Here is a 26,319-nt window from a genome sequence, read left to right on the forward strand (position 1 = left end):
CTGTTCCAACTTCCGGACTTCTAGCGTTGACTGATCACAACCACGTGTATCAATCAACAAACGGAAGATCGGAGATGGAACAGATGGAACCGCAGCTACGACTGAGGATCCTCCTCTCCGTCAAGAACGGGGAGGACAATCGGAATGAAACGAGTTGCTACCATAGTGCTCGGAACGCTGATCATGGCGTTCGGTTATTATTATTTGAATGAACAGTTTGGTTTGGCGGAAGGCGGGTTCGTCGGTTTATCGCTACTCGGTCGTTATTTATTTGATATCGACCCGGCGATTTCGATGATCGTGCTCGACATCCCATTTTTTATCGTCGCTTTATGGTGGAAAGGATGGCGTTTTGTCGGGCAAGCGGTACTAGCCGCTTCGTCCTTGTCGCTCAGTTATGCGATGTGGGACCGTCTCGACTTGCTCACGTTTGAGATTCAAGTATGGCCAGCGACGTTGTTCGCTGCCATCGCAAGTGGGATTGTGACCGGATATGGTCTCGGTCTTGTCTTGAAGTCAGGCGGGGCGACCGGAGGCGATGACTTATTCGCCTTAGGTCTATCGAAATGGACAGGCGTGTCGGTCGGTACGATTTTGATTATCTTTGATGTGATCGTCCTTGGGATTTCACTCATCTATTTACCATTATCGAACGCATTGTATACGCTCGTCGCGGTATCGATTGCCGGACGGGTCGTCACCAAGATGCTCGTCGTCGACGAACCGAGAGCGACACCTGTCGCACCAAATTGGACACCAAAAAACGATCTCGCGTGAGATCGTTTTTTATGATGAGTGAGAGCGAGATAGGTTGGCTTGAATCTCGATGGAAAAAAATTACTTTTAACAAATCGAGAGTGGTACAATGAACTATAGATTGAATTTTTGGTGGTGAGAAGATGAACCGTAACATCGTAAACTTGAGTATCCTCGTATTACTTATGGCAGTGATGGTAATGAATAACCTTGAAGGACTGCACACGCTCAAAACGATTGTGAACAGTCTGGCAATGCTGACGCTATCTGTCATTGGAATCATGTTCATAACGAACTATGCGAAAAATAAGAAACAAGCTATGTGATGAAATAGGTGGCTGGCGCTGCCTATTTTCTTTTTCGCTTTTTGTGGTAAATCTCACAGCGCATGCTCTCACCATCCATTACACTAGTGGAGGAAGGAGTGATGGTTGATGAAATGGATGATTCCAACACAGCATGGGGCATGGTCGATGCTCATTTTACCGTTCGTTCTTGGAGGGACAGTCGGGGGATGGGTGTGGACACATGTGCCTTTTGCTATTGCATGGTTGTTTGTCTATATGGGGACATTCTTCTTATTTCAATACATCAAGCAACGAAAGAAATCGCGTGAGCTTTTACGCACCGTGATCATCTATCTGATGATTGCTATACTATCCATCATCCCAGTCTTATGGATGCAATGGAGTCTCATCTGGTTCGCTTTTGCAATGATTCCATTCGGTCTCACAAACGCCTATTTTGCCAAAATCAAAGATGAGCGAAACGTATGGAATGACGTCAGTGCCGTCACTTCATTCTGTATTGGAGGAATGGCGAGTTATTACCACGGAGCACACGTCGTGGATGAAACAATTGCATGGGTATTCGTTTTGCCATACCTCTATTTCCTCGGAAGTATCTTTTTCGTCAAGACGATGATTCGGGAAAAGAAGAGCATCGCGTATCGTAACCTTTCGTGGGGGTATCATATGCTGTTAATCGTCGTGTTCATTGCGCTCGGTTATCCGCTGCTCGCTTTAGCATATGCCCCGAGTTTGATTCGTGCTATTTGGTTCTACGGCAAAAAAATCCCAATCATGAAAATTGGGATTGTCGAAATCGCAAACTCTGTATTTGTACTGGTGTGTCTCACGATGAATCTCTTAATTTAATTTGTGGTTGATGAGGTACTAGCGATGACGGCGGCAGTCGTGGCAGCGGTCGCCGCTTGTTGCATCGCCAATAAGTGGGCGAACGTACCGTGTAGCAATAAGTCGCTCGCCTCGTTTGTTATGCGTTCGGCCGCTACAAGTTGAAGTGCGATGAGCACGCTATGTGTGTTGAACCAACGCTGCTTGTCTTTTTCGGCCCCTACGATTTCCTGAATAGCATGAATCGCGCTCGTATTCGGTTCCGTGACAATGCTAAGTAGTGCGAGTGCGGGTAAGTGTTCGCGACGAATCGAGATGTGCACTTCATCTAATTGAGACTTCCATGTGAGCAATCGAGAGACTGCTTCTTCGGGTGAGGACTCGCTGAACGTCAAAAGGTGCGAGACGAGTTGCAGTTCGTTTGACTTCGGGAGCCGTCCCTTCAATAATGCATAATGTTGCTCGATGCGTTCGTTCAAATCAATAATATCGTCAAACGCTTGAACGAGCACGAGCGCTGACAACAAGTCTTCCTCGCTCGTCAACCAAGGGTGATGTTGTTTAAACGTTTGATATAGTTCAGTCGCCTCATCGAGACGACGGTCAGGTTCCTCGACATTAATCAGTTGATTCGCTAAAAAGGGACGCAGTGAACTGAAACGGAAATGTTTCCGGTCGAGTAACGTATCGAGTCGGAGCGCCTCGTCGATTGCGGTCCCGATGTCCTCGTACTTGGCGTCGAGAAACGAGAGCCAGACGAGGTTTTGACTGCCACGAAACTTCGAGAACATCTTCGTTTTTTGCTTTAATAGATCGCGTGCGTTCGAAAATCGAGATGCCTCGAACGGGGTGTCGTGAATCGCATAATGAATGGCCATCAAGCGCCGGAAATCATCCGTCAGTTCCCATTTCGTCGCCTCTTTAATGGCGTCTAACGCCTCTACATATCGATCATAACGTGTCATGTCGAATCGCCTCCTTGTCTCATCATACGAGCTAGGTCGATCAGATGTTTCAAAAAAGCCGTCTCGGAAACATTTCCGGACGGCTTTTCATTATTGTACTTGTGTGTACAGCTTTTGCATGTACTCGTTCACTTCATCGGCCGCTTGGAACATCATGAATGAATGTTGCAAGATGATCTCCGGTGAGAAACCGAGGTCGAGGTCGAGTGTTGAGGCGAGTGTGACATCGCGATCGCTGTCGAGTACACAACGGAAGTATTTGAACTCCTGGTTGAACTCGTTCAAGGCATTAAGAATCGGTAAATCTTCTACGTAATCTGGGACGTGCGTGACGGTAGCAGCGTACAACTCAGCATCTGTCGTCTTTTTGTTAAAAGCGATAATCATAACGGGCTGAGCCCCGGATTTTGTTGTTTCACGCGTCAAGAACGTGACGTGCGTTTCAGTGTCGCTCTCTTTGAACGTCATGTTGCGTTCAGCGGCGAGCGCTCTAAATGATTCTACTTTTTCTTCGAAGTTCACAAGGAAATCCCCCTTAGTAAGTCGTTACTCTAACTTTCCCCCATTTGGACAGGGAAAGCAAGGGGAACTAGCGTTTCATCAACATTTTAATGGCTTCTTCCACCGTTTCGGACGTATCTTCGCCATCTGCTTGAGCGGTGATGATACATTGTTCCAAGTTCTTAGCCACAATGATCGTCGAAGCGCGGTCGAGTGCGGAACGTGCGGCACTTAATTGCGTCACGACATCGCGACATTCTTTCCCTTCCTCCATCATTCGGATGATGGCGCGAATTTGTCCTTCCACTCGCTTCATGCGATTCAATACTTTCGCATCGTATACATACGGTTCCATATCATTCACCTCTATAGGAAAAATTGTTCAGTTACCCAACTATTTATTGTGTAGGCTCATCTTAATACATGGGGGAGTATGTGTCGAGCATCAACTATCCAAATGGATGATGTTGAAAAATTCGACATTTCGTCAAACTTATTTCTTGCAATTAAATACCTAAGGGGGTATATTAATGACGTGGAAGCGAAATGTTCAATAAATCACAAACTTATTTAACGCCAGCAACCAAGCCGAATGGTATAAATTGAATTGAAAAAAGAAAGGTAGATCAACGATGAAAGCATCCGCTTTAAAACGTCAAATGGACTTTGAAGTGCCTGTAAATATCGTCGACGTCCGAGAACGTGACGAGTTTCAAGAAGCACATATCGAAGGCGCGAAAAACTATCCATTATCTGAAATGACAGAGTGGATCGACACACTCGATCCAGCTGAAGAATATGTCGTTCTTTGCCGCTCAGGTGCACGTAGCACGCAAGCGACTTGGCAAATGGAGGCGAAAGGCTATAAAGTGGTCAATATAGAAGATGGCTTGATGAGTTGGCCAGGAGAAGTCGTCAGAGGAGGAAATGGACAATGAGTAAAAAAATCGTAATCGTCGGTGGGGTGGCAGGTGGTGCATCTGCAGCTGCACGACTCCGTCGTTTGAATGAAGAGAATCACATCGTCATGTTCGACCGTGGAGAGTACATCTCGTTCGCGAACTGTGGTCTTCCATATTATATCGGGGACGTTATCCAAGACCGTCAAAAACTCCTCGTTCAAACCGTTGAAGGGATGAACAAGCGTTTCCAACTCGATATCCGCAATTTGACGGAAGTCGTCAAAATCAACCGTGACGAGAAAACGGTGACGGTGAAACACGTCCAAACAGGCGAAACGTATGACGAGTCATACGACGTCCTCATCTTGTCACCGGGAGCAAAACCGATTCGTCCAAACATCCCTGGAATCGACGAGGCAGAAGATATCTTCACACTTCGCAACATTCCGGATACAGATAAAATCCGTGGCTACGTCGATGACAAGGCACCAAAGCATGCGACTGTAATCGGTGGAGGTTTCATCGGGATCGAGATGGCAGAAAACTTACGTGAGCGTGGCGTTGAGGTGACGCTCGTTGAGATGGCAGACCAAGTCATGACGCCACTTGACCGTGAGATGGTGGCGCCAATTCATGAACACATGCGCTTGCATGGCGTCGAGCTTCAATTGTCTGATGGTGTTTCTTCATTCTCTGAAAAAGGGAAGAAGGTGCATTTGACGAGCGGTCGTGTCATCGATACAGATATGGTCATCATGTCGATTGGGGTTACACCAGAGTCGACGATTGCGCGTGAAGCAGGCCTTGAAACAGGTACGCGCGGGGCAATCCGAGTAAACGAAAAAATGATGACATCTGACCCGTCGATTTACGCGATCGGGGACGCGGTCGAAGTACTCGACTATGTCTTCCATGAGCCAACTGTCGTCCCACTCGCATGGCCAGCGAACCGTCAAGGCCGTCTCGTTGCCGATATCATTAACGGTCGTGACGTGAAATATAACGGAACGATGGGAACGGGAATCGCCAAAGTGTTTGATATGACGGTCGCATCGACAGGCTGGAATGAAAAACGGTTGAAGGCGGCTGGTAAGACGTATGAAGCCGTCCACGTGCACCCCGGTTCACATGCCGGCTATTATCCAGGATCGACACCTGTGTCACTCAAACTCTTGTTCCACCCGACAACGGGTGAGATCTATGGTGCGCAAGGCGTTGGGATCAATGGAGTCGACAAACGCATCGACGTCATTGCGACGGCGATGAAGGGCGGTTTGACAGTCCTCGATCTACCTGACCTTGAGCTCAGTTACGCACCACCGTTCAGCTCGGCGAAAGATCCGGTCAATATGATCGGGTACGTCGCGTCGAACGTCGTCCTCGGTGACAATGAAGTCGTGCATTGGGATGAAATCGATGAGCTCGTGGAAAATGGAGCGACGTTATTAGACGTTCGCGATGAATCGGAGCATGAACTCGGAAAGATTCCAGGGTCGATCAATGTACCACTCAACTCATTACGAGAAAACTTGGACAACTACGACCGGAATGAAACGATTTACGTGACGTGCCAAGTCGGTCTTCGTGGCTATCTCGCATCACGCATCTTACGTCAAAACGGCTTCAAGGTGAAAAACTTGAGCGGTGGCTACAAGACGTGGTCGCAAATCAATCGTGATTTCGAGGCGCTTGAAGAAGCGAACACATCAAATGAAACAGCGGCTACCGTTGTAGAAGAGGAGCCAACACAAATGACAAATGCACCAATCGGGGAAGCGGTCGTGTTAGACACATGTGGTCTACAATGCCCGGGACCTATTTTAGAAGTGAATAAGAAAGTCGCAGAACTCGGAGAAGGCGAAACGCTCCGCGTGCTCGCGAGTGACCCAGGATTCTTCGCAGACATCGAAGCATGGGCGAAGAAGACAGGAAACAAACTCGTCTCGAAACAATTCGTGAACGGACGCGTTGAAGCCATCCTTCAAAAAGGACAAGGTCCGGCTGTACCACAAGCGGGCGCGCCAGCAGGAGACGGTGCATCAATGGTCGTCTTCAGCGGAGACCTCGACCGCGCACTCGCATCCCTCATCATTGCGCAAGGTGCTGCCGCGATGGGGAAAGACGTGACGATGTTCTTTACATTCTGGGGACTCAACGTCATCCGCAAACCGGATGCGCCGGAAGTGAAGAAACAAGGCCTTGAGAAAATGTTCGGCATGATGATGCCAGGACATGCCGGCGAACTTCCACTTTCGAATATGAACTTTGGTGGTGTCGGTCAAAAAATGATGAAGAAAGTCATGAGCGACAAGAATGTTCCTTCTGTCGAAGAAATGATCAAGTCGGCGCAAGAGGCAGGCGTAAAAATGGTAGCTTGCACGATGTCAATGGACGTCATGGGTATCAAAGAAGAAGAGTTGATTGATGGGGTCGACCTTGGTGGTGTGGCGGCGTATCTCGGCGCAGCAGAAGGCGGTAACTTAAACCTCTTTATCTAAACGGAATAGAAAACGAGTCGGATTGCGATGCGCTCTCCGGCTCGTTTTTTTTGCTTTTAGAAAGAGTCGAGGTGATATTGAAAAAACGAATTAATATTGCAATTTTCGTATAATTTACCTATAATTCTAGTCATGTTAAAAAAGTTGACATGACTTTTTCTGTTGAGATTTTTAGAATGATGGAGGATTAGTATGGAGAAATTGGTAGAGAAACTCGTTTCGCAAGCAAACGATTTGTTGTGGTCGCAAGTGCTCATCGTTGTACTTGTCGCGTTAGGTCTTTATTTTACGGTTCGTATGGGCTTCGTTCAGTTCCGCATGATTCCTGAAATGTTCCGCCTCTTGTTCAAAGAAGGCACAGAGCGTGAAAAAGGCCAAGTGTCTTCGTTCCAGGCGTTCGCAATCGGGACGGCAGCACGTGTCGGGACGGGTAACATTGCCGGTGTGGCGACAGCGATTGCGCTAGGTGGCCCCGGAGCAGTTTTCTGGATGTGGCTCATCGCGTTGATTGGAGCAGCATCTGCATTCGTCGAAAGTACATTGGCACAAGTGTACAAGATTCGTGATGGACGCACATGGCGTGGGGGACCTGCCTACTATATGGAGCGTGCGCTCGGTCAACGCTGGCTCGGTGTCTTGTTCGCGATTTTGATCACGTTCTCATTCGGATTTGCGTTTAACTCGGTACAGTCGAACACGATTTCACTCTCTGTGAGTAACCAGTTCGGGATCAGCACAACAGTCGTCGGGATTGTCCTTGCGATTGTGACGGCCATTGTCGTCTTCGGTGGAATCCAATCGATCGCACTCTTGTCGAGTATCATCGTACCGGTCATGGCAGGTGGCTATATCTTACTCGCGATTTGGATTATGGTGACGAACGTCTCCCTTCTACCAGACGTCTTCAGCCTCATCTTCTCAGAAGGAGTCCTCGGAATCGAGCAACTCTTCGGAGGAGCGATTGGCGCCATGGTACTTCAAGGGATTCGCCGCGGTCTCTTCTCGAACGAAGCGGGTATGGGTTCTGCACCGAACGCCGCTGCGACAGCAGAAGTATCTCACCCTGTCAAACAAGGATTGATTCAATCGTTTAGCGTATTCGTAGATACATTGCTCGTTTGTACATCGACAGCGATGATCATCTTGATTTCAGGCGTAGCCGGTTCAGAGTCGTTCGCAGGTGTCGAATTGACGCAAGCCGCGTTGACAGCAGAAATCGGATCAGTCGCAACATCGTTCTTGACGATTGCAATCTTCTTGTTCGCATTCAGTTCGATTCTTGGAAACTACTACTACGGTGAGACGAACATCCAGTTCATCTCGGATAAGAAAATCTACGTTACTCTCTATCGCATCGGTGTCGTCGGAATGGTCTTGTTTGGTGCGGTCCGCTCTGCCGGCCTCGTCTGGTCGATTGCTGACGTGTTCATGGGTCTCATGGCACTCGTGAACTTGTATGCCATCTTCCGTTTGGCGAAAGTGGCTCGAGCCGTTCTCGATGACTACTTGGCACAGCGTCGCAAAGGAGAGGACCCGGTCTTCTATGTCGACTCGGTTGAGAACCTCCCTGGTCGTGAATACATCGAAGCTTGGGAAAGCGAAACAGAAGAACAACAAACAGGAACAAGTCGTTCTTGATGAATGGAACCGTCTACGAATTCACGTAGGCGGTTTTTTTACGTATACAAGACGGGTAATGTCATAAAAAAGGGGGCGTTCATGTATGGAGACGACGCATTATGTACGTGTTTCCCCAGAAGTTTGGGTGTCATTTAATCAGGATCCGGAGATGATTTTAGACTGGTTGATTCATATGCATGAGCAATATCGGGATCGGGACGATACGCTGACGCTCCCAAATGTGGAGCCGTTTCAACGCGTACTTAGTCAAATCGAGGTATATATCGACGGGGCCGACACGTATAACATGGAAATGGCGCTCGTCGGCGAAGAGTTGATTGTCAATGAGGCGCAGGCGGTCGTGGTCGGTATCTTGACCCCGCAGTTACTTCATATCGTCAAAGATACGTTGCATGCGTTCGGGCGAGATGATGTGAAAGACATGGCAATCGTTGCAAAAGACGAATTCGAGACGATTTGGGAAGATTGGACCCGGCTTCAACAATTTTGTGAGACGGCTGCGTCCCAGGAAGAACTCGTCTTGATTTATTATGAATGAAAGGGAGTTCTCATGATATACTGTTAAAAAATGGTATAAAGGGGATTTGCTCATGGATGTGTTCGGCACACTCATCTGGCTCGGGATACTCATCAATCCGTTTCTTGCGTATCAAACGAAAATCAAGCCGCTTTATCGCATCACACTCATCTCATTCATCGTATTCTTCATGACGTGGGGGTATGCTGTGACGGGAGGGGTGGCACCGGTGCTATTCGATACAGTTTGGAACGTCCTTCTTATCGCATATATTGGTCTTTTAGTGTTGAATAGTTATGTGGTCAGCAAACGGTTCGTTCCACAGATGACATGGATTCGTTTTGGTGCAATCGCACTGATTGGTGTTAGTGTCAGTCAAGCATGGTTAGGACTGAGTACAGGAGAGTGGACACGATCATTCTTCATGGACGGGGATTTCTGGATGATGAGCGTCATCGTATCGCTACTGCTTCTGCTTCTCGTCACGATGAAGATGTTAGATCGACGAATAGAAGTATAAAAAAATCCCGAAACGAGTTGATTCGTTTCGGGATTTTGATTATTTCAAAGCAGTTTCAAGTGCCTTGACGTTTTCACGCATCAAGTCGAAGTAGCTCTTGTCCATCTGTTCTTTCGTGACCGATTCCAAGTTATAGATTGTCACGCTCTCTGCGCCGATCTCTTGTTTCACGACTTCGGCCACTTTTGGTGTGACCGTGTCTTCGAATGCGATATAGTTCAAGTCGTGGAGGCGGGCTTCCTCGATAATCCGTTTGAGAGCTTGTTGTGACGGCTCTTCAGACGGTGTGAGTCCGGCAATCGGCAATTGGTCGAAACCATAGCGTTCAGCCAAATAGCCATATGCGGCATGCGTTACGAGTAACTCGGATTTCGAACCGTTCTCGACCGCTGCCCTCAATTCCGCATCGAGGGCGTTCGCTTCGTCTTTGAAGGTGCTTAATCGTTCTGCGAACTCATCCTTATAGTCGGGTGCTTCCTCACTGAATGCGGCTTCGACCGCTTCTGCCATCGATACAGCATTCGTTGGATCGAGCCAAACGTGAGGGTCATACTTTCCGTGGTCATGCTCATCTTCCGAGTGTGATGCTTCTTCGTTAGCATGCTCGTCTTCAGAATGCCCTTCGTCTTCAGAATGTGCGTCTTCTTCGTGAGCGTGCTCATCCTCGGTGTGCCCTTCGTCTTCAGTATGTCCTTCCTCATCATGGACATGGACGGTATCCGCTGCATCGAGTAACTTCACGTTCTCAGCTGTTTTGACGAAAGCGACGTTCTGACCTTCTAAACTCTTCTCCATAGACTCGACGTAAGGTTCAAGGTCATGACCAATCGTCAAAAAGAGGTCGGCTTCTGCGATTTGTGTCATTTGCTTTGAAGTTGGCTCATACGTATGCGGGTCAGCCCCAGGTGGAATGACCATCTCCACGTTGACGCGGTCCCCACCGATTTCTTCGGCCATTGATTTTAATGCAAACGTTGAAGCGTAAACGGTCAATTGACCATCCGTTGATTCAGATGCGTTATCTCCTTCGGTATTTCCGCACGCACCGAGTAAAAGCGTACCGGCTGCGACTGCGCCGAACCATGTCTTTTTCATCTAGCATCTTCCACCTTTCAAATTATCTGAATATTAAATCGTAACTGTTACGTTTTATGACTGCGAGTAATATTATAGTGTGACCTTTAGAGCACGTCAAGTCCGACTTCTGATGGATAGATTTTTGAAAAAAGCGGGAATATGATTAAAAAAAGGAACGAGGAGTGGATTGTATGAGAAAGGAGACTGCCTGGTTTGTCGGGGGCGCGGCGATTGCTGCGGCGACGGCAGCCGGAGCTAGCGTGTGGAGTCAGTACGGGTCACTTGTCAGATGGCAAGAGCCTGAATTGCCGATTCGACCGACAACACGCCGGCGCCACACGTACACGTATAAAATTGTTCACGATCGTCCGCTCCAATTTGATTTGTATCTCCCCCCTGGAGAAGGGCCGTTCCCCGTAGCGGTATATGCTCATGGGGGAGCGTTCGTCAGAGGGAATCGGAGTATGGTGACACTGTTTCATCCGTTGCTTGACCACTTTTTGGGGAAAGGGATCGCGGTCGTCAGCATCGATTACCGTCTATTTGAAGACGGGGTGTATTTCCCTGACAATATTTTTGATGTCTCTGATGCCCTGTGCTATTTGAAACAACATGAATCGCTGTTGACGCTAGATACGAGTCAACTACTCGTTTGGGGGGACTCAGCAGGCGCCGCGCTCATGCTTGCGACTGCGCTCGACCGTCATCGACAATTTGCAGGCGATTTGGGAGACGACCTCCCGACCATCAAAGGGGTCATCGCCTTGTATCCACCGACGAACTTTTTATTGTTCAAATTCATCCAGACGTGGCTCGCTCACTTAAAGTTTTATGAAGGAAGCCGTGAGGAATGGCGTGAGTTGATGGTAAAATGTTCCCCAGTCTCCCATCTATACGCCGATGCCCCGCCGATTTTACTGTTACACGGGAAGAAAGATCCGATTGTCCCGTTCGGTCAAGCGCTTCACTTCGTCGAACATGCGAGTGACGTCGGCGCGAACGTTCAACTCATCTCCTTTCCAAATGGCACCCACTCGCTGGCGAGCTTCCTTCAATCGGATAATCCAATCAAAGAAGAGCAACTCATGGCCAGAATCAATCGTTTTATTGAAGAATGCCTCGGATGACGTTGCGATTTTTAGGGAAGATGGTACGATGGGGGGATGATTGAAAGAGTAAGGAGTGGAAGTAGTGACAGAGTTATGTTTAGTCAGACACGGCCAGACCGATTGGAACCGTTTAGAAATTATTCAAGGGCGTGAAGATAACCCGTTGAATGCACTCGGACGTCAACAGGCAGAGGAGAGTGCAACTTTTTTGAGTCAAGAGAAGTGGGACGTCATCGTCTCGAGTCCTTTGTCACGTGCGGTTCACACCGCACAAGCCATTGCGACAGCCTGTGGCATCGAACATAAAGCGATTCTGCTAGATGAGCGTTTCATTGAACGTGAATTCGGAGCGGCATCCGGGCAGCCCGTGAAAGGGATTTACGAGGCGGTTCAAGCGGATGACCAGAATCAGATTCCGGGTCTCGAAACGGAAGACGAGATGCGTACCCGGGTCTTAGAAGGAATGAATCATTTGGTGGATACGTATTCTGGCAAACGCATCATTGTCGTCTGCCATTCTCATGCAATCAAAGCGGCGCTTTCTGCTATCGATGGGGCATATACGTTCCGTCACGCCATGCGAAACGCCTGCTCGAACTATATCACCCATCAACAAGGTCAGTTTGAAGTGAAGGCGGTCAACGTGGCTGACCATATCACCGATCCGACCATTATGAAATGAGGAGAATGTCATGACGACCTTACTATGGGTATTCATTATCGCATCATTCGTGGTCGCTTTTGCAGGACTCATCTATCCAGTCATCCCGAGTGTCTTGTTCTTGTTCATCGGATACATGATTTATGGATTCGGTTTTTCATTTGAACCGTTGACTTGGACATTCTGGGTATGGCAATCGGTCTTCCTTATCTTCTTGTTCGGGGTCGACTATGTCGTCACGCGGGCTACAGTGGATAAGCGGGGCGGCTCGGAGCGTGCGAAATGGGGCGCGACAATCGGCTTGATTGCAGGACCGTTTATTTTCCCGCTCGTCGGGGTTTTGATTTTCCCGTTCATCTTCGCTTTCTTGGCGGAGTTGACACTTGGGAAGACGACACGTGAAGCGTGGAGCATCGGCGTCGGAACCGTTCTCGCCTTTCTCGGTAGCACGCTCTTAAAAGTGATCGGGATGACGATGATGATCATCTTGTTCTTTATCTACGTGTGAGGCGGAGAGGTTTCTCCGTCTTTTTAGTTTGAAAGGTGAATGGTTTTGGGGAAAGAAAAACAGGTCATCCGATTATTCGAATGACCCGGTTTTGACCAATTGATTGAAAGCGGAGCGACTGAACGATTGTTGCATCTCTACTTTTTTCTCGAAGAAGGCGGGCTTTAAATTCGAAGTGGCGACGCCATCTTGAATCAAAGAATCGAGTACTTGCTTCGTCGCATCCTGTTTCGGAATCAACATGAGTCCTTCGGCGACGAACGTATGATGGTCACTCAATGCGCGTTCGCTCGTGAACGTCAGTGCGAGCGCAGCCGGGGCGTTCGTTGGCGACGTGATGACGGCTTCAGCGAGGATGAGGATGCGTTTGTTTAAGTAATGATGGAGCGTGACAGCCGACTCAGTCGGCACGAGCATTTCGAGGAGCCACTCTGAATCGTGCTCTTTCGAGATGATTAATCCATCGAGCAAATCGATTGGTAAATTCAGTTCATTGCCGTACTCGTCTTGAACGAGACGGACTTGGACGAGGCGAAACGTTTTCATAGGATCGTTCCTTTCCGCGTTTTCTTTAGACCATCTTAACACAGTCTGAGGAATAGAATGTGTTAAGATAACGGGGAAGAAACAGAAAAATAGAGAGTGAGGGAGGCATCAAGATGAGTTGGGTTGTTGGCGTAATCGGGTATGTGACGATTCTCGCAATCGTCTACTATGGTGTCCTTTTCTTCAAAGTGAAACGGGAGCGGAGTCGGGCCGGCTATCGGATCTTTCTCTTGCTTGCCGGATTGTTTTTAGTCAGTGGGAGCGATTATATCATTGCGTTGTTCCAAGGAGACACCGAAGCGACGTTTTGGCAACGGACCGTCTATTTTGTCTTGATATTGCTCTCTTTGTCGATGGCGCTTTACTTTCGGAGAAAAGAAGATCAAAGCCAAGCAGGCGAGATGACGATAGTATAAGCAAACGGTTGTGGGTATGCACCCACAACCGTTTTTTTATTTTGGTACTCGCGTTTTGCGAATCATATCGAGTTTTAAATCCCACAGTGGCTTGCTGAACGTCACCGAATACACTTCCGGCAAACGGAGACGCTTATACTCTTCCCACAGTCCGTTCATCTGCTCGTGATGATATGCACGAATCTCACTTGTGCTCGGCAGGTCGTATACCCGTTTCCCATCAAGGAAGATCGGTTGCAACAAGCGTTTCACGTTGAAGTTGCGTGTCTTGATCTTGAAGGCCGGGTCACGGACGTCGATCAAGTCAATCTCGGTGTACGATTCGACCGGTTCATCGGCGAGGGCGATATAGTCGCCTTTGAACTTTTTCGTTTCGTTGTCGATGATGCGATACAACTCTTTCTTGTGAGGTGTCGTCGTCTTCACTTTGGAAGAAGATACTTTGATGACCGGTTTTAATTCTCCGGATTCATCCTCACGCGCGACGAGTTTATAGACCATCCCGAGTGCTGGCTGCTCGTAAGCCGTGATGCCGCGTGTCCCGACGAGGAACGTATCGGCCTCTGCGCCTTGCATCCGTAAGTCTTGAATGACGTACTCATCCAAATCCCCAGAGACGACGATTTTGACATAGTCGAGCCCCGCTTCATTCAACGCCTTCCGGGCGCGCTTCGACAGATAGGCGAGGTCCCCAGAGTCGAGTCGTACTGACTTGAGACGATGACCTTTCGCCTCGAGTTCTTTTGCGACCGTAATCGCGTTCGGAAGACCAGACTTGAGTGTGTCATACGTATCGATGAGAAGACTCGTGTTGTCCGGGTACATCTCAGCGAACGAACGGAATGCGCTCAATTCATCATCGTGGAACTGAATATCAGCATGCTCCATCGTCCCTCCTGTCGGGACGTCAAAGTCACGACCGGCTGACACGAGACTTGTCACGTCGAAACCAGCGATGTAAGCCGCACGTGTCCCGTAGTACGCCGCATCGACACCTTGCGCGCGACGAGCTCCTCCTTCAAGGAGTGTCTCGTTCGGAGCAGCCTGACGAATACGTGCATACTTCGTGGCAATGAGTGATTCGTGGTTCGCGATATTGAGGAGCGCCGTTTGGAACAGCTTCGCTTCAAAGATGGTCGATTCAATCCGAACGACTTGTTCATGAGGGAAGATGACTTCTCCTTCGCGGACACTATATAGTGAACCAGTGAACTTAAAGTTCCGTAAGACGTCTTCGAATTCATCTTCGAATCCGAGTTGTTCTTTCAAATAGGCGATGTCCGCCTCTGTAAAGGAGACGTTCTCTAAATAGTGAACGATATTCTCGAGTCCGGCAAAGACGACATAACCGCCACTAAATGGGTTCGAGCGATAGTAGAGGTCAAAGACGACTTTTTCATGATGGCGACCTTGCTTCCAGTAGATATACATCCAGCGTGGGAGATAAAGGTCAGTGTGAAGTGCTAAATTGCGATGTAACATATGGTTTCCTTTCTGTTTTACGTCACTTTCCGACGACGGTCGCACCGAGTGTCGTGACGAAATGTTCGAGCGCCCATTCATGACCGACCGGGTTGAAGCTTTGGACGGCATCGGCATGGACGACGATTTGATAACCGAGGTTGTAGGCATCTACGGCTGTATGGAGTACACAAATATCCGTGCAGACACCGACGAGATGAACTTCTGTGATTCCGCGTTCCCGAAGACGCAGGTCAAGGTCAGTTCCGGCGAAGGCACTATAACGTGTCTTATCAATCCAGTGATCTGCCTGTTTCGCCGCTTCCTTCACAGTACCGTACAATTCACGGCCCTCTGTCCCGCGGATATTGTGCGGTGGGAACAACGTCGTTTCAGGGTGGAACGTGTCACCTGCATCGTGGACGTCGTTCGCAATGACGACATAGTCCTCCGTTGCGAATGTCCCGATCAACTCGACGATCCGTTCTTCAATCTCTTGCCCGGGTTTCCCACAAGTCAAACGACCACTGTCTGCGATAAAATCAAATGTATAATCAATAACAATCAATGCGCGCATGGGAGATGCTCCTCTCTCGTAATCAAAATGATGGCTATCCACCTCATTCTAATTCATTATACATCATGCGCGGAAGATTATTTTTCTCCGGTTTGGGTAGATTAAGACAGTAGACTGTATAGGGAAAGGGGATTGTGACGATGGTATTATCGCAAAGTGAATTGACAGATGAACTGTCACGGTTGAACGGTTGGGAAGAAGTGAACGGGGAGATTCAAAAGACGTATCGGCTAGAAACGTTTCCGGAGGCCATCCAGTTCGTGCATCTTGTAGCAGATTTGGCTGAATCGCTCGATCATCATCCGAACATCTTGATTGAATATCGGAACGTGACATTGACCGTCTCGACCCATGACGAAGGGGGCATCACAGAGAAAGACATCACACTCGCGAAAGGGTGTGAGGAACTTGTCTAAGCTCTATATGACTTTTGCGTCAGGCAGCGTGGCGGAGCGTCTTCGAAAGGAACCGGGCGTCATCGCGGCGAATGGACACGAAACGATTCTGCTCGCGGAAGGAGAGAAATCTCCGTTCAAGAGCGGCAAAGTGTTTGAGATTGAAGAGGCATCGGGCGAATTCGTGAAAAAAGGAAACATCTTATACGCGAACGTTCCAGCAGATGAGAATGCCCGCTCCCTGTTGTTTCACCACTTGTTGACGGAAAAGGCGCCACTCGGTGTCAGTCATGATGGGTTTTCGGCGTACCGACTCGGTGTCGACCCGGATGACAATCATGCCGTCGTCTTCATTCAATTCACGTCTGGTGGGAAACACTTTCGTGATACGGCGGACTACGCAATCCTTGAAGACCGTTTGAAGCGAGCGGTCGAACAGCGCGGTGCAGGTCCCGTCATAAAACACTATGTCGTCAGTGAGTCAGATAATCTATAATAAAAGATAACGTCATGTTAGGGGAGGATTTTTATGAACAAGAATTATTTCTGGTTGGGGATGGCTGCGGGTGCGGTAATCGGCGCAGCAGCATCACTTCTCCATAGCGAAACGCGCGATCAACAAGTGAGACAACTGAAAGGCATCAAGTCGAAGTTGAAATCATCGAACACGTCGACTGAGGCACATGCGGTCGGTCTACAAGCGTCATCAAAAGGCAACTTGAAAGACCGTGTCATGGAATGGAAATCGCTTTACGAAGAAAACCAAGATACGATTCAAAACCTCGTCGAAGACGTAAAAGACTTAGTGGATGCGCTTCAAGAGGCTCGTCATAAAAATCAAATCTAATCACAGGTCCGGTGCATGCGCATCGGACTTTTTTTATTTGCCAAAACCCTCGTACACCAATAAAAAAGGCAACGTTCTATCACAAATGAATAAAAATACAATTGACAGAATAAATATGCATATGGTTCAATCATTTTATTCTTCTGAGGAGGTAGAGAGATGATTACGTGTGGCATCGTCGGCGTAACAGGTTATGCCGGGTTGGAATTGTTAAAACTGATTGAGCAACATCCGACTATCCGTTTAGAAAAAGTGATCAGCGACTCGAGCGCCGGGATGACTTTATCGGAACTGTATCCGTGGTTACAGACAGGTCCGAAAATACTTGAGCCATTTCAAGCAGACGCTCTAGACGGGATTGATGTGTTGTTCCTTGCGACCCCGAGCGGCGTGTCTGCTGACTATATTCGACAGTTAGCATCTTTTCCTGGAGTGGTCATCGATTTGAGTGGGGACTTACGATTACCATCCGGCTTGTATGAAACATGGTACGGGAAGCCGCCTGTGACCGAAACGATTCAACGAGAAGCTGTCTATGGATTGACCGAGTGGAATCGAGAGTTGTTGACGAAAGCGAAATGGATTTCGAATCCAGGTTGTTATGCGACCGCTGTCTCGCTCGCGTTATTGCCGTTCGTTCAGCACGATTGGATCGACCCGGCACACATCATCGTTTCGGCCTGTTCCGGAATCACGGGCGCTGGAAAAGGATTGAGCGAGAAGACTCATCATGCCAAATCGAATGAGAACGTGCAGTTATATAAGATTCACGCGCATCAGCACATCCCGGAAATCGAACAGACCTTGTTTCACATGGGTGGTACTGAAGCGACAGTCTCGATGTCGACGCATTTGCTGCCGATCAATCGTGGGATCATGGCGACCATCACAGTTCAACCGAACGATCACGTGTCAGAGGATGAATGGGTGAATCGTCTTCAAAACGCATATATGGATGAACCGTTCATTCGCGTGCAACGGGGAGAGCCGGAAATCAAATCGACGGTCGGTTCGAATTACTGCGACCTCTGGGTGTACAAAGAAGAACGGACGCATCGACTGACTATCGTATCGGTCATCGACAATATGCAAAAAGGGGCGGCCGGGCAAGCCCTTCAAAATGCGAATGTTCGATTCGGATTCGATGAGACACTCGGACTATTGAATCAACCACAATACATTTAGGAGGATGAAGCATGATCGACATCATGGCGACCCAAAAACCGGGCATCGTATCACCGAAAGGATTTCAAGCGTGCGGCATTCATGCGGGACTAAAACGAAAACGGAAAGATTTGGCGCTGATCGTCTGTGAACGACCGGCGAGCGCGGCGGCCGTCTACACGACAAACCACTTTCAAGCCGCACCGATTCAAGTGACAAAAGCGTCATTAGCCGAAACAAACGGCTATCTTCGAGCCGTGTTAATCAATAGCGGGAACGCGAACGCCTGTACAGGTGAACAAGGGCTGAAGGACGCCTACACGATGCGCGACATGACCGCAACACATATCGGTGTAAAACCGGAAGAAGTGGCAGTCGCTTCAACGGGCGTCATCGGTCAGCCACTTCCGATGATCCCGCTCATAAACGGGATTGGTCATCTGCAACCGTCCAACACATGGGAAGATGGACAGTCGTTCGCTGAAGCCATATTGACGACGGATACCGGGACGAAACAAACCAGTGTCCATTACAAAGAAGGAGAAGCGACCGTGACGATCTCAGGCGTCGCCAAAGGGTCGGGGATGATTCACCCGAATATGGCGACGATGCTCGGATTTGTGACGACAGATGCCGTCATCGCACCGGAGTTGTTGCAACAGACGCTAAAGAAAAGTGTCGACGCCTCGTTCAATAACATCACGGTGGACGGGGATAGCTCGACGAACGATATGGTGCTCGTCATGGCGAGCGGGGCAGTAGAAATGGAAGAAATCAAAGAGGGGACTTCCGCACACGTCGCGTTCCAACAGGCGTTGACAGATGTATGTTTAGAGCTTGCCAAAGCGATAGCGAAAGATGGGGAAGGAGCGACGAAACTCATCGAAGTGAAAGTCAGTGGCGCCGCATCAGACCAAGAGGCCAGAACGATTGCCAAGCAAGTCGTCGGGTCCTCCCTTGTGAAGACGGCCGTATATGGACAGGATGCCAACTGGGGACGGATCATTGCCGCAATCGGTGCCGTCCCGTTCCCGGTGAACGTGGAGGCAATCGATATTCAAATCGGGAGTCAACTTGTTTTAAAGGGCAGCACACCTGTCTGGTTTGATGAATCGTATGCGACCGAAGAGATGAGTCGGGACGTTGTCAACATCACGGTCGACTTGCATGACGGGGAAGGGTTCGGTCAGGCATACGGATGTGATTTAACCTACGACTACGTCAAAATCAACGCGAGTTACCGGACATGACGAAACGGAAAGTCATTAAACTGGGGGGCAGTGTCTGGGATGTGATGACACCTTCGTACTTTGAAGAATGGCAGGTCTGGATGGAAGAAGGAAATGAACTGCTCATCGTCCATGGAGGCGGGCCGAAACTATCGGCATATTGCACGTCTCAACAAATTGAACCGTTGTTCTTGGACGGACGTCGCGTGACGACAGACGAGGTGTTGATCGGGGCTTGGCGTGTGTTGGCAGGGGAAATGCAGACGGACGTTGTGTCGACGCTCGCCCGATATGACATTGATGCGTTTGGTTTATCGGGGGTAGACGGGAGTGCGATTTTCGGTCAACCCCTGAATGGACTCGGGAAAGTCGGTGAGGTGATTTCGATTCGAAATGATGTGTTCGAACGGTTGATGGATTCCGGACATGTGCCGGTTGTGACATCGGTGATTGCCGGCATGGATGGTCCGTTGAATTGTAATGGCGATGATTGTGCGGTGGCACTTGCCGTTTCGTTACAAGCGGATGAATTCGAACTATTGACCAATGTGAACGGTATTCGCATACAAGGTGAATTTCAGACGACGCTAACTGAACGGGACATTCGGAAAGCTATCGCATCTGGAGAAATCGATGGAGGGATGGTGCCGAAAGTGGAGGCGCTATTGGCAGCAGTGGCAGGTGGGGTCAAAAGTGCCCGTATCCGAGATGGTCGTGACGCGACGCTCGCAGGGACAAGATTATGGGAGGGGAACTATGAATTCGCTGTTACCGACATACGGACCACGAACGATTGAGATCGCGCAGGCGAGTGGATCGTACGTGACGGATGTTTCAGGAAAGACGTACTTAGACTTTGTGATGGGCATTGCCGTGTGTGGGACGGGACATCGTCATCCATACGTGCAGCAGAAAATTGAAGATCAATTGAACCGGGTGTGGCATACGTCCAACCTCTATTTGATATCTGGTCAGCAGCGTGTCGCTGAAAAGTTGACGAACGGGACGCATCTGACACATGCCTTCTTTTGTAACAGTGGGACGGAAGCGAACGAGGCGGCCTTTAAGTTAGTGCGAAAGTGGACGCAGAAGACAAAAATCATCACATTCACGCAGTCGTTTCATGGACGTACATTCGCCATGCTCGGGGCGACTGGTCAAGAGAAAGTAAAACATGGATTCGGACCGATGGTGAGTGATTTTATTCATGCACCGTTCAACGACATGAATGCTCTCGACTGGATCGATGACGAAACGTCTGCCATTTGGCTCGAGATTGTACAAGGCGAGGGCGGCGTCGTCGTCGCAGAAGCATCGTGGTTGCGGGCGTTACAGGAAGCGGCTGACAAGCACGATGTCAAAATCGTCGTCGATGAAGTACAGACCGGCATCGCGCGTACAGGGACACGTTTCGCATACGAACAAACACCGCTCCGCCCTCATGTCGTCACGTTGGCGAAAGGGTTGGGCAGTGGCATTCCGGTCGGCGCGATCTTGACGACGCCGGAAGCGGCGACGGTCTTTGGTCCTGGAAGTCACGGCTCGACCTTCGGTGGAAATCCAGTGGCGATGGCGGCGGCAGAAGCGACACTCGATGTCCTCCTCACACCAGAGTCTCTCAAGCATGTCACAGACATGGGGGATTATTTGAAAGGAGGGCTCAGTCGCTTCGTGGACGGAGAACGCTTCGTCGAAGTGAGAGGACTTGGGCTGATGATTGGGCTTGTCTCGACAGAACCGGTAGCAGATTGGGTCACAGAATTGGCGGAGGTGGGGTTATTGGTCGTCATGGCGGGGCCGCACGTCATCCGATTCCTGCCTTCCCTATTGGTCACAAAATCGGAGATCGACGAGGCATTGACGAAACTTGAACAAATCTTACAGAAGGAGGGCGTCGTATGAACGGAAGCATCAGCTTAATGAACGGAAAGCATTTTACAGGAACATGGGAGACGAGTGTGCGACACGCAAGTGGCGAAGTCGTATTCTTCACCGGGATGACGGGCTATCAAGAAGTGTTGACCGACCCGTCATATGCTGGACAAATCATCGCATTCACTTATCCGCTGATCGGACAATATGGACTGGAATCAGACGGGAGCGAAAGTGCTCGCATTCAAGTGGCCGGCGTCCTCGTGCAATCACTTGCCGATTCTGGGGATCAGTCTGACTTAAAGGATTGGTTAGAGCACGAAGGGATTCCAGTTCTGTCACAAGTCGATGTGCGTGCACTCGTTCATGTGTTGCGTGATGAAGGCGATCAGTTTGGGATGATGGCAGAGGAGGCACATGAAACGTTGGACGTACCCGATATCACTCGGCTGACAGAGCGCGTCACAACAGCGTCTATCGTTCAGGAAGGGAACGGGGAGAAAGGGCATGTCGTCTGTCTCGACTTCGGGGTGAAGGCGTCGATGATCGGGGAAATGGTGAAACGTGGATATCGTGTGACGAGTGTTCCGTACCATACGTCAAAAGAGGTCGTCGAAGGGTTGCGACCGGATGGGATTCTAGTAACGAACGGACCCGGGGACCCGCGAGACCACCTCGGGCAAATAGAAGTCATCCGGGAATTGGCGTTATCGTATCCGACCCTTGGGATCTGCATGGGGCATCAATTGCTCGCACTCGCATTCGGTTGCAAGATTGAAAAGCAAACATACGGACATCGTGGTTCGAATCATCCGGTCCGAAACGTCAAGACGAACGACATATGGATGACGTCGCAAAACCACGGGTATGTGGTCGAGCGTATGAGTATCGAACAGAGCCCGCTTGAATTGCTGTATGAGAACGTGAACGATCACTCGGTGGAAGGGTTGATTCATCCGAATGCATCCATTTTCACGACACAGTTCCATCCGGAGGCGAGTCCTGGACCAACGGACGCGCAGTCCGTCTTCGACCGTTTTGATGAAATGATTCAAGAAGGAGTGAACGTGTATGCATAAAAAAGTACTCGTCATTGGTTCAGGACCAATCGTGATTGGGCAGGCCGCAGAGTTTGATTATTCCGGAACGCAGGCGTGCCAGGCGCTTCGTGAAGCCGGGTGTGAAGTCGTCTTATTGAACTCCAATCCTGCCACAATCATGACGGACCCAGGAATGGCGGACGCGACGTACATTGAAGCGATGACCGTTCAAAAAGCGACCGAGATCATTGAAAAGGAACGTCCAACGCACGTCCTCGCGACGGTCGGGGGACAGACAGCGTTGAACTTGGCTCTTGATCTCGAGGAAGCTGGCGTGTTGACCCAATATGGAATCGAATTACTCGGTACCTCTCTCGACACCATTCGTGACGGGGAAGACCGTGAGCGGTTCAAGCAAAAGATGGAGCTGTTGAACGAGCCGATTCCGACATCGACGACGATTGAGACGATTGAAGAACTGACAGCTTTCATTGAGACGACCGGTGTACCACTCATCGTCCGTCCGGCGTTCACGCTCGGTGGGACCGGTGGTGGGATTGCGATGACGGAGGATGAGGCGTATGCGATGGCACGTCGGGGTCTTGAAGCGAGTCCGATCTCACAATGTTTGGTCGAGAAGAGCATCGCTGGCTATAAAGAATTTGAATATGAGGTCATGCGTGACGCGTTCGGAACGTGTATCATCGTCTGCAACATGGAAAATATCGATCCGGTCGGTGTGCATACGGGGGACTCCGTCGTGTTCGCCCCGGCCCAAACCTTATCGGACCAAATGCATCAGACGTTACGGAGCGCTGCGTTTCGAATCGTCTCCGAACTCGGTGTGATTGGTGGATGTAACATTCAGTTCGCAGTTCATCCGACGCAATCAGAGTACTACGTGATTGAAGTCAATCCTCGTGTCTCTCGGAGCTCGGCCCTCGCATCAAAAGCGACCGGCTATCCGATTGCCAAAATTGCGACACGTCTCGCTTTGGGTGAACCGTTAGATCGTTGTATCAATCCAATCACAACGAATACGATGGCGAGCTTTGAACCGGCACTTGATTACATTACGGCGAAAGTACCCTGTTTCCCGTTCGACTTGTTCGCGGAAACAGACCGCGCCCTCGGACCACAGATGAAGGCGACCGGTGAGAGTATGGCGATGGGGAAAACATTGGAAGAAGCGTTACAGAAGGCATGGCGTGGTGCCGGAATCGAACAGGCGCCGCTTTATCCGAAGTGGATGCGGGAAGCCGCGGTCGACGTCTTGATGGGTGAAGTCGAGGCGCCGACCGATCGTCGATTGCATGCTTGTCTCGCCTTGCTCGACCGTGAGTTGATGTCGGTCGATGCATTACAGCAGGTTACGGGCATCACCCCTCATTTCATTCACATGTTAAAACGACTCATTCAGACGACGAAGGAAGATTTGACGAATCCGGTCCAGTTGTTACAGGCGAAGCGACTTGGATTCACGGACGTGCAAATTGCCGACGTGATGCACATGCAAGCCGAGGAAATCAAGGTGCTCCGAGAAGCGGCCTCGATTCAACCGGTATATCAGATGATTGACACGTGTGCAGCTGAGTTTGAAAGTCGTACACCCTATTTCTACGGTACGTGGCATGGGACGTCTGAAGTGGAGCCGAGTGACAAACGGAAGGTGGCCATCATCGGAGCAGGTCCGATTCGAATCGGGCAGGGAATCGAGTTCGATTACAGTTCCGTTCATGCGGTCTGGGCCCTTCAAAAACTTGGTGTCGAAACGATCATGATCAACAACAACCCGGAGACCGTGTCGACGGACTTCTCGATTGCGGACAAACTGTATGTCGAACCGCTGACGAGTGAAGACGTCATCCATGTGTTAGAAGCGGAAGGGTGCCGGGATGTCTTGATCCAGTTCGGTGGACAGACAGGGATTGCACTCGCTCATGAATTAGAAACGGCGGGGTATCACTTGCTCGGTGCATCCGCAGACACCATCGACCAAATGGAAGACCGGGAACGTTTCTATCAATTCCTTGATTCGATTGAAGTCGAACACATCCCGGGTGAAGAAGTCACTTCCCCGACGCAGTTGCAGGAAGCGATCCAACAGTTAGGCTACCCATGTATCTTGCGCCCGTCCTACGTGATTGGAGGAAAGGGCATGTTACTCATTCATTCAGAGGAACAGTTAGCAGAGGTGTTACCGAACCTTGCCTATCCGACACTAGTGGACCAATACGTCGCAGGGCGTGAGCTTGAAGTGGATTGTGTGACAGATGGGGAAACGGTATATGTGCCCGTCGTCCTAGAACAAATCGAAGCGGCGGGTGTCCATTCCGGAGACTCGACGATGGTCTTGCCGCCGGTCGAGACGAGTCTCTCGATTCAAGAGCAAGTGGAGTCGATTGCGAAACGAATCGGACGGGCGCTCGATTATAAAGGAGCGCTGAACATTCAGTTCGTGTTGGAGGAAGACACAATCTACGTCCTTGAAATCAATCCACGTGCGTCGCGGACCGTGCCGATTGTCAGCAAAGTGACGGGTGAACCGTTAATCGAATGGTCGACGTATGCGGCTTACGGTCTCGCATTGAACGATTTCGTTCCGACACATTCTTCGACATTGACGAACTATGCCGTGAAGACCCCAATCTTTTCGAACGTCAAATTGCCGGGCGTCGACCCGATGACAGGTCCGGTCATGCGCTCGACAGGCGAGACGCTTCAGTTCAGTTCATCCCCATATGTGCCGGAGCGCTTCACGTATGACGCGCTGACGACACGGGTGATGGATCGTCCGCATCTTGTATTCGGGAAAGGGTTTGAACACGTCGGGGATACACCACTCGCAGACGTCAGTGATTTTCAAGATGTCGCCGTATTGTTCTCGGATGCCGTTGACGAACGAGCAGCACGTGAAATCGCCGTCCGCCATGGTGTGCATATCATTTCGTCCAAACAGTTAGCTCAGTATTATCAGATGAGTCAGTCACGGACCGGCAATCCGGTTCAGTCGTTGCAATCCATTCAAATGAGAGAGGGAGTAGCCAAATGACAGTGAAGACGATACAACATTTTTTAACGATGGAGGAATTGACACCGGACACGCTCGATTCGTTGATGCAATTGGCACACGAAGTGAAACGCTCACCTCAATCTTATGCAACGGCATTGACAGGAAAGAAAGTCGCCTTGCTATTTGAAAAGGCATCGACACGGACACGTATGTCATTTGAAGTCGGGGTCGTCGAATTAGGTGGATACCCACTCTTTCTAAGCGGGCAAGATTTGCAAATCGGGCGTGGGGAGCCGTTGACGGATACGATTCAAGTGATGAGTCGGTATGTGGACGCACTCATGATTCGGACGTATGCGCATGAAACGGTGGAGACGTTGGCACAACACGGGTCAATCCCAATCATCAATGGATTGACGGACTTGCATCACCCGTGCCAAGTGCTCGCGGATTTATTGACGATTGAAGAACAGTTCGGGAGTCGTGCCGGAAAAGTGTTGGCGTATATCGGAGACGGCAATAATATGGCACACTCGCTTATGATCGGTGGGGCGCTGAGTGGGATGCATATCCGCATCGCCTCACCAAACGGATATACCGTTGATCATGCCATTTATGAGAAAGCGCAGAAGTTGGCTACATCGACCGGAGGAAGCATTGCATTGTTCGAAAACCCATCGCTTGCTGCGAACGAGGCGGATATTGTCTACACGGATGTCTTTGCGAGCATGGGACAGGAAGGGGAAGCGGAGGAACGGCTGATGAAGTTTAACGGTTTTCAAGTAAATAAAGAGTTGATGGCACTTGCGAACCCCGACGCCATCTTCCTTCACTGTTTACCGGCGCATCGCGGAGAAGAAGTGACGGCTGATGTGATTGATGGACCGCAGTCATGGGTGTTCGATCAAGCTGAGAATCGTCTGCATGCACAAAAAGCTCTGATGCTGACATTGTTAACGTAACGACAA

At 49.7% G+C, this 26,319-nt stretch carries 29 protein-coding genes; 22 read left to right on the forward strand and 7 right to left on the reverse strand.

Translation table 11 applies throughout. The features are described from left to right. The first annotated feature begins 144 nt into the window (after positions 1 to 144). The 3 genes from EAT1B_RS10340 to EAT1B_RS10350 all read left to right on the forward strand — a co-directional run bounded on the left by EAT1B_RS10340 (position 145) and on the right by EAT1B_RS10350 (position 1,913). Entirely contained in the window at positions 145 to 777 is a 633-nt protein-coding gene (locus tag EAT1B_RS10340; RefSeq protein ID WP_015880524.1) for a YitT family protein, read from the forward strand. 122 nt (positions 778 to 899) lie between these two features. Further along, a complete protein-coding gene (locus tag EAT1B_RS10345; protein ID WP_015880525.1) occupies positions 900 to 1,082 on the forward strand; it encodes a hypothetical protein in 183 nt (60 codons plus the stop codon). A gap of 108 nt (positions 1,083 to 1,190) precedes the next feature. After that, positions 1,191 to 1,913, forward strand: coding sequence for a YwiC-like family protein (locus tag EAT1B_RS10350; protein ID WP_015880526.1), 723 nt, complete (start codon positions 1,191 to 1,193; stop codon positions 1,911 to 1,913). Here the strand turns inward: EAT1B_RS10350 and EAT1B_RS10355 are convergent. From EAT1B_RS10355 to EAT1B_RS10365, 3 genes are all read right to left on the reverse strand, one after another. Beyond that, positions 1,910 to 2,857 (reverse strand): DUF4003 domain-containing protein, encoded by a 948-nt coding sequence (locus EAT1B_RS10355; RefSeq protein WP_015880527.1) that lies wholly within the window; start codon positions 2,855 to 2,857, stop codon positions 1,910 to 1,912. The two genes, EAT1B_RS10350 and EAT1B_RS10355, sit on opposite strands and share 4 nt — an antisense overlap. Positions 2,858 to 2,947: 90 nt before the next feature. Next, positions 2,948 to 3,379 (reverse strand): YbjN domain-containing protein, encoded by a 432-nt coding sequence (locus EAT1B_RS10360; protein WP_015880528.1) that lies wholly within the window; start codon positions 3,377 to 3,379, stop codon positions 2,948 to 2,950. A gap of 67 nt (positions 3,380 to 3,446) precedes the next feature. Further along, positions 3,447 to 3,713: a metal-sensitive transcriptional regulator gene (locus tag EAT1B_RS10365; protein WP_015880529.1), complete on the reverse strand. Its 267-nt coding sequence runs from the start codon at positions 3,711 to 3,713 to the stop codon at positions 3,447 to 3,449. A gap of 277 nt (positions 3,714 to 3,990) precedes the next feature. Between EAT1B_RS10365 and EAT1B_RS10370 the strand changes: the two genes are divergently transcribed. The 5 genes from EAT1B_RS10370 to EAT1B_RS10390 all read left to right on the forward strand — a co-directional run bounded on the left by EAT1B_RS10370 (position 3,991) and on the right by EAT1B_RS10390 (position 9,436). After that, a complete protein-coding gene (locus tag EAT1B_RS10370) occupies positions 3,991 to 4,296 on the forward strand; it encodes a rhodanese-like domain-containing protein (protein ID WP_015880530.1) in 306 nt (101 codons plus the stop codon). Next, the gene (locus tag EAT1B_RS10375; RefSeq protein WP_015880531.1) at positions 4,293 to 6,758 is read left to right on the forward strand and encodes a CoA-disulfide reductase; all 2,466 of its coding nucleotides are present in this window, start codon (positions 4,293 to 4,295) and stop codon (positions 6,756 to 6,758) included. Before EAT1B_RS10370 ends, EAT1B_RS10375 begins: the two co-directional genes overlap by 4 nt. A 192-nt stretch (positions 6,759 to 6,950) precedes the next feature. Beyond that, on the forward strand, positions 6,951 to 8,396 hold the full coding sequence (locus tag EAT1B_RS10380) for a sodium:alanine symporter family protein (protein WP_015880532.1): 1,446 nt from the start codon (positions 6,951 to 6,953) through the stop codon (positions 8,394 to 8,396). An 85-nt stretch (positions 8,397 to 8,481) separates the two neighbouring features. Then, the gene (locus tag EAT1B_RS10385) at positions 8,482 to 8,937 is read left to right on the forward strand and encodes a hypothetical protein (protein ID WP_015880533.1); all 456 of its coding nucleotides are present in this window, start codon (positions 8,482 to 8,484) and stop codon (positions 8,935 to 8,937) included. Positions 8,938 to 8,989: 52 nt separating this feature from the next. Further along, positions 8,990 to 9,436 carry a hypothetical protein gene (locus tag EAT1B_RS10390; protein ID WP_015880534.1) on the forward strand — a complete coding sequence of 149 codons (447 nt, stop codon included), beginning with the start codon at positions 8,990 to 8,992 and terminating at the stop codon, positions 9,434 to 9,436. 39 nt (positions 9,437 to 9,475) lie between these two features. On the opposite strand, the gene EAT1B_RS10395 is transcribed toward EAT1B_RS10390, so the two are convergent. Further along, entirely contained in the window at positions 9,476 to 10,531 is a 1,056-nt protein-coding gene (locus EAT1B_RS10395; protein WP_015880535.1) for a metal ABC transporter solute-binding protein, Zn/Mn family, read from the reverse strand. 173 nt (positions 10,532 to 10,704) lie between these two features. On the opposite strand from EAT1B_RS10395, the gene EAT1B_RS10400 reads away from it, so the two are divergent. The 3 genes from EAT1B_RS10400 to EAT1B_RS10410 all read left to right on the forward strand — a co-directional run bounded on the left by EAT1B_RS10400 (position 10,705) and on the right by EAT1B_RS10410 (position 12,791). After that, positions 10,705 to 11,640, forward strand: a complete 936-nt coding sequence (locus EAT1B_RS10400; protein WP_015880536.1) for an alpha/beta hydrolase — start codon at positions 10,705 to 10,707, stop codon at positions 11,638 to 11,640. A gap of 64 nt (positions 11,641 to 11,704) precedes the next feature. Next, positions 11,705 to 12,304 carry a histidine phosphatase family protein gene (locus tag EAT1B_RS10405; protein WP_015880537.1) on the forward strand — a complete coding sequence of 200 codons (600 nt, stop codon included), beginning with the start codon at positions 11,705 to 11,707 and terminating at the stop codon, positions 12,302 to 12,304. A 10-nt stretch (positions 12,305 to 12,314) separates the two neighbouring features. Next, complete coding sequence (locus tag EAT1B_RS10410) at positions 12,315 to 12,791, forward strand: DUF456 domain-containing protein (protein ID WP_015880538.1); 477 nt, start codon at positions 12,315 to 12,317, stop codon at positions 12,789 to 12,791. A gap of 72 nt (positions 12,792 to 12,863) precedes the next feature. Here the strand turns inward: EAT1B_RS10410 and EAT1B_RS10415 are convergent, their stop codons facing one another. Continuing rightward, positions 12,864 to 13,337: a YwpF-like family protein gene (locus EAT1B_RS10415; RefSeq protein ID WP_015880539.1), complete on the reverse strand. Its 474-nt coding sequence runs from the start codon at positions 13,335 to 13,337 to the stop codon at positions 12,864 to 12,866. 113 nt (positions 13,338 to 13,450) lie between these two features. Between EAT1B_RS10415 and EAT1B_RS10420 the strand changes: the two genes are divergently transcribed. Next, positions 13,451 to 13,753, forward strand: a complete 303-nt coding sequence (locus tag EAT1B_RS10420) for a 7TM diverse intracellular signaling domain-containing protein (protein ID WP_015880540.1) — start codon at positions 13,451 to 13,453, stop codon at positions 13,751 to 13,753. Between the two features lie 36 nt (positions 13,754 to 13,789). On the opposite strand, the gene EAT1B_RS10425 is transcribed toward EAT1B_RS10420, so the two are convergent. Together EAT1B_RS10425 and EAT1B_RS10430 are read right to left on the reverse strand one after the other, a co-directional pair. After that, positions 13,790 to 15,235, reverse strand: a complete 1,446-nt coding sequence (locus tag EAT1B_RS10425; RefSeq protein ID WP_015880541.1) for a nicotinate phosphoribosyltransferase — start codon at positions 15,233 to 15,235, stop codon at positions 13,790 to 13,792. A 22-nt stretch (positions 15,236 to 15,257) separates the two neighbouring features. Further along, positions 15,258 to 15,791, reverse strand: a complete 534-nt coding sequence (locus tag EAT1B_RS10430) for a cysteine hydrolase family protein (RefSeq protein ID WP_015880542.1) — start codon at positions 15,789 to 15,791, stop codon at positions 15,258 to 15,260. 140 nt (positions 15,792 to 15,931) lie between these two features. Between EAT1B_RS10430 and EAT1B_RS10435 the strand changes: the two genes are divergently transcribed. The 10 genes from EAT1B_RS10435 to argF all read left to right on the forward strand — a co-directional run bounded on the left by EAT1B_RS10435 (position 15,932) and on the right by argF (position 26,313). Beyond that, positions 15,932 to 16,207 (forward strand): 4a-hydroxytetrahydrobiopterin dehydratase, encoded by a 276-nt coding sequence (locus tag EAT1B_RS10435; protein ID WP_015880543.1) that lies wholly within the window; start codon positions 15,932 to 15,934, stop codon positions 16,205 to 16,207. Continuing rightward, a complete protein-coding gene (locus EAT1B_RS10440) occupies positions 16,200 to 16,682 on the forward strand; it encodes a hypothetical protein (RefSeq protein WP_230235411.1) in 483 nt (160 codons plus the stop codon). The genes EAT1B_RS10435 and EAT1B_RS10440 overlap by 8 nt, the downstream gene beginning before the upstream one ends. Before the next feature lie 33 nt (positions 16,683 to 16,715). Beyond that, the gene (locus tag EAT1B_RS10445; RefSeq protein WP_015880545.1) at positions 16,716 to 17,033 is read left to right on the forward strand and encodes a hypothetical protein; all 318 of its coding nucleotides are present in this window, start codon (positions 16,716 to 16,718) and stop codon (positions 17,031 to 17,033) included. A gap of 159 nt (positions 17,034 to 17,192) precedes the next feature. After that, complete coding sequence (gene argC, locus EAT1B_RS10450; protein WP_015880546.1) at positions 17,193 to 18,218, forward strand: N-acetyl-gamma-glutamyl-phosphate reductase; 1,026 nt, start codon at positions 17,193 to 17,195, stop codon at positions 18,216 to 18,218. Positions 18,219 to 18,229: 11 nt separating this feature from the next. Next, entirely contained in the window at positions 18,230 to 19,447 is a 1,218-nt protein-coding gene (gene argJ / locus EAT1B_RS10455; protein ID WP_015880547.1) for a bifunctional glutamate N-acetyltransferase/amino-acid acetyltransferase ArgJ, read from the forward strand. Further along, complete coding sequence (gene argB, locus EAT1B_RS10460) at positions 19,444 to 20,223, forward strand: acetylglutamate kinase (protein ID WP_015880548.1); 780 nt, start codon at positions 19,444 to 19,446, stop codon at positions 20,221 to 20,223. The genes argJ and argB overlap by 4 nt, the downstream gene beginning before the upstream one ends. After that, the gene (locus tag EAT1B_RS10465; RefSeq protein WP_015880549.1) at positions 20,183 to 21,328 is read left to right on the forward strand and encodes an acetylornithine transaminase; all 1,146 of its coding nucleotides are present in this window, start codon (positions 20,183 to 20,185) and stop codon (positions 21,326 to 21,328) included. Before argB ends, EAT1B_RS10465 begins: the two co-directional genes overlap by 41 nt. After that, positions 21,325 to 22,377, forward strand: a complete 1,053-nt coding sequence (locus EAT1B_RS10470; RefSeq protein ID WP_015880550.1) for a carbamoyl phosphate synthase small subunit — start codon at positions 21,325 to 21,327, stop codon at positions 22,375 to 22,377. Before EAT1B_RS10465 ends, EAT1B_RS10470 begins: the two co-directional genes overlap by 4 nt. Beyond that, entirely contained in the window at positions 22,370 to 25,390 is a 3,021-nt protein-coding gene (carB, locus tag EAT1B_RS10475) for a carbamoyl-phosphate synthase (glutamine-hydrolyzing) large subunit (protein WP_015880551.1), read from the forward strand. Before EAT1B_RS10470 ends, carB begins: the two co-directional genes overlap by 8 nt. Beyond that, a complete protein-coding gene (gene argF, locus EAT1B_RS10480) occupies positions 25,387 to 26,313 on the forward strand; it encodes an ornithine carbamoyltransferase (RefSeq protein WP_015880552.1) in 927 nt (308 codons plus the stop codon). The genes carB and argF overlap by 4 nt, the downstream gene beginning before the upstream one ends. The last annotated feature ends 6 nt before the right edge of the window (positions 26,314 to 26,319 follow it).

The organism is Exiguobacterium sp. AT1b (genome assembly GCF_000023045.1).
GTDB lineage: Bacteria > Bacillota > Bacilli > Exiguobacteriales > Exiguobacteriaceae > Exiguobacterium.

Bases quoted from the DNA above. Each gene is read 5' to 3' on its own strand.
- EAT1B_RS10340 (WP_015880524.1), top strand. From the start codon at position 145: ATGAAACGAGTTGCTACCATAGTGCTCGGAACGCTGATCATGGCGTTC.
- EAT1B_RS10345 (WP_015880525.1), top strand. From the start codon at position 900: ATGAACCGTAACATCGTAAACTTGAGTATCCTCGTATTACTTATGGCA.
- EAT1B_RS10350 (WP_015880526.1), top strand. From the start codon at position 1,191: ATGAAATGGATGATTCCAACACAGCATGGGGCATGGTCGATGCTCATT.
- EAT1B_RS10355 (WP_015880527.1), bottom strand. From the start codon at position 2,857: ATGACACGTTATGATCGATATGTAGAGGCGTTAGACGCCATTAAAGAG.
- EAT1B_RS10365 (WP_015880529.1), bottom strand. From the start codon at position 3,713: ATGGAACCGTATGTATACGATGCGAAAGTATTGAATCGCATGAAGCGA.
- EAT1B_RS10370 (WP_015880530.1), top strand. From the start codon at position 3,991: ATGAAAGCATCCGCTTTAAAACGTCAAATGGACTTTGAAGTGCCTGTA.
- EAT1B_RS10375 (WP_015880531.1), top strand. From the start codon at position 4,293: ATGAGTAAAAAAATCGTAATCGTCGGTGGGGTGGCAGGTGGTGCATCT.
- EAT1B_RS10380 (WP_015880532.1), top strand. From the start codon at position 6,951: ATGGAGAAATTGGTAGAGAAACTCGTTTCGCAAGCAAACGATTTGTTG.
- EAT1B_RS10385 (WP_015880533.1), top strand. From the start codon at position 8,482: ATGGAGACGACGCATTATGTACGTGTTTCCCCAGAAGTTTGGGTGTCA.
- EAT1B_RS10390 (WP_015880534.1), top strand. From the start codon at position 8,990: ATGGATGTGTTCGGCACACTCATCTGGCTCGGGATACTCATCAATCCG.
- EAT1B_RS10395 (WP_015880535.1), bottom strand. From the start codon at position 10,531: ATGAAAAAGACATGGTTCGGCGCAGTCGCAGCCGGTACGCTTTTACTC.
- EAT1B_RS10400 (WP_015880536.1), top strand. From the start codon at position 10,705: ATGAGAAAGGAGACTGCCTGGTTTGTCGGGGGCGCGGCGATTGCTGCG.
- EAT1B_RS10410 (WP_015880538.1), top strand. From the start codon at position 12,315: ATGACGACCTTACTATGGGTATTCATTATCGCATCATTCGTGGTCGCT.
- EAT1B_RS10415 (WP_015880539.1), bottom strand. From the start codon at position 13,337: ATGAAAACGTTTCGCCTCGTCCAAGTCCGTCTCGTTCAAGACGAGTAC.
- EAT1B_RS10420 (WP_015880540.1), top strand. From the start codon at position 13,451: ATGAGTTGGGTTGTTGGCGTAATCGGGTATGTGACGATTCTCGCAATC.
- EAT1B_RS10425 (WP_015880541.1), bottom strand. From the start codon at position 15,235: ATGTTACATCGCAATTTAGCACTTCACACTGACCTTTATCTCCCACGC.
- EAT1B_RS10430 (WP_015880542.1), bottom strand. From the start codon at position 15,791: ATGCGCGCATTGATTGTTATTGATTATACATTTGATTTTATCGCAGAC.
- EAT1B_RS10435 (WP_015880543.1), top strand. From the start codon at position 15,932: ATGGTATTATCGCAAAGTGAATTGACAGATGAACTGTCACGGTTGAAC.
- EAT1B_RS10445 (WP_015880545.1), top strand. From the start codon at position 16,716: ATGAACAAGAATTATTTCTGGTTGGGGATGGCTGCGGGTGCGGTAATC.
- argC (WP_015880546.1), top strand. From the start codon at position 17,193: ATGATTACGTGTGGCATCGTCGGCGTAACAGGTTATGCCGGGTTGGAA.
- argJ (WP_015880547.1), top strand. From the start codon at position 18,230: ATGATCGACATCATGGCGACCCAAAAACCGGGCATCGTATCACCGAAA.
- argB (WP_015880548.1), top strand. From the start codon at position 19,444: ATGACGAAACGGAAAGTCATTAAACTGGGGGGCAGTGTCTGGGATGTG.
- EAT1B_RS10465 (WP_015880549.1), top strand. From the start codon at position 20,183: ATGAATTCGCTGTTACCGACATACGGACCACGAACGATTGAGATCGCG.
- EAT1B_RS10470 (WP_015880550.1), top strand. From the start codon at position 21,325: ATGAACGGAAGCATCAGCTTAATGAACGGAAAGCATTTTACAGGAACA.
- carB (WP_015880551.1), top strand. From the start codon at position 22,370: ATGCATAAAAAAGTACTCGTCATTGGTTCAGGACCAATCGTGATTGGG.
- argF (WP_015880552.1), top strand. From the start codon at position 25,387: ATGACAGTGAAGACGATACAACATTTTTTAACGATGGAGGAATTGACA.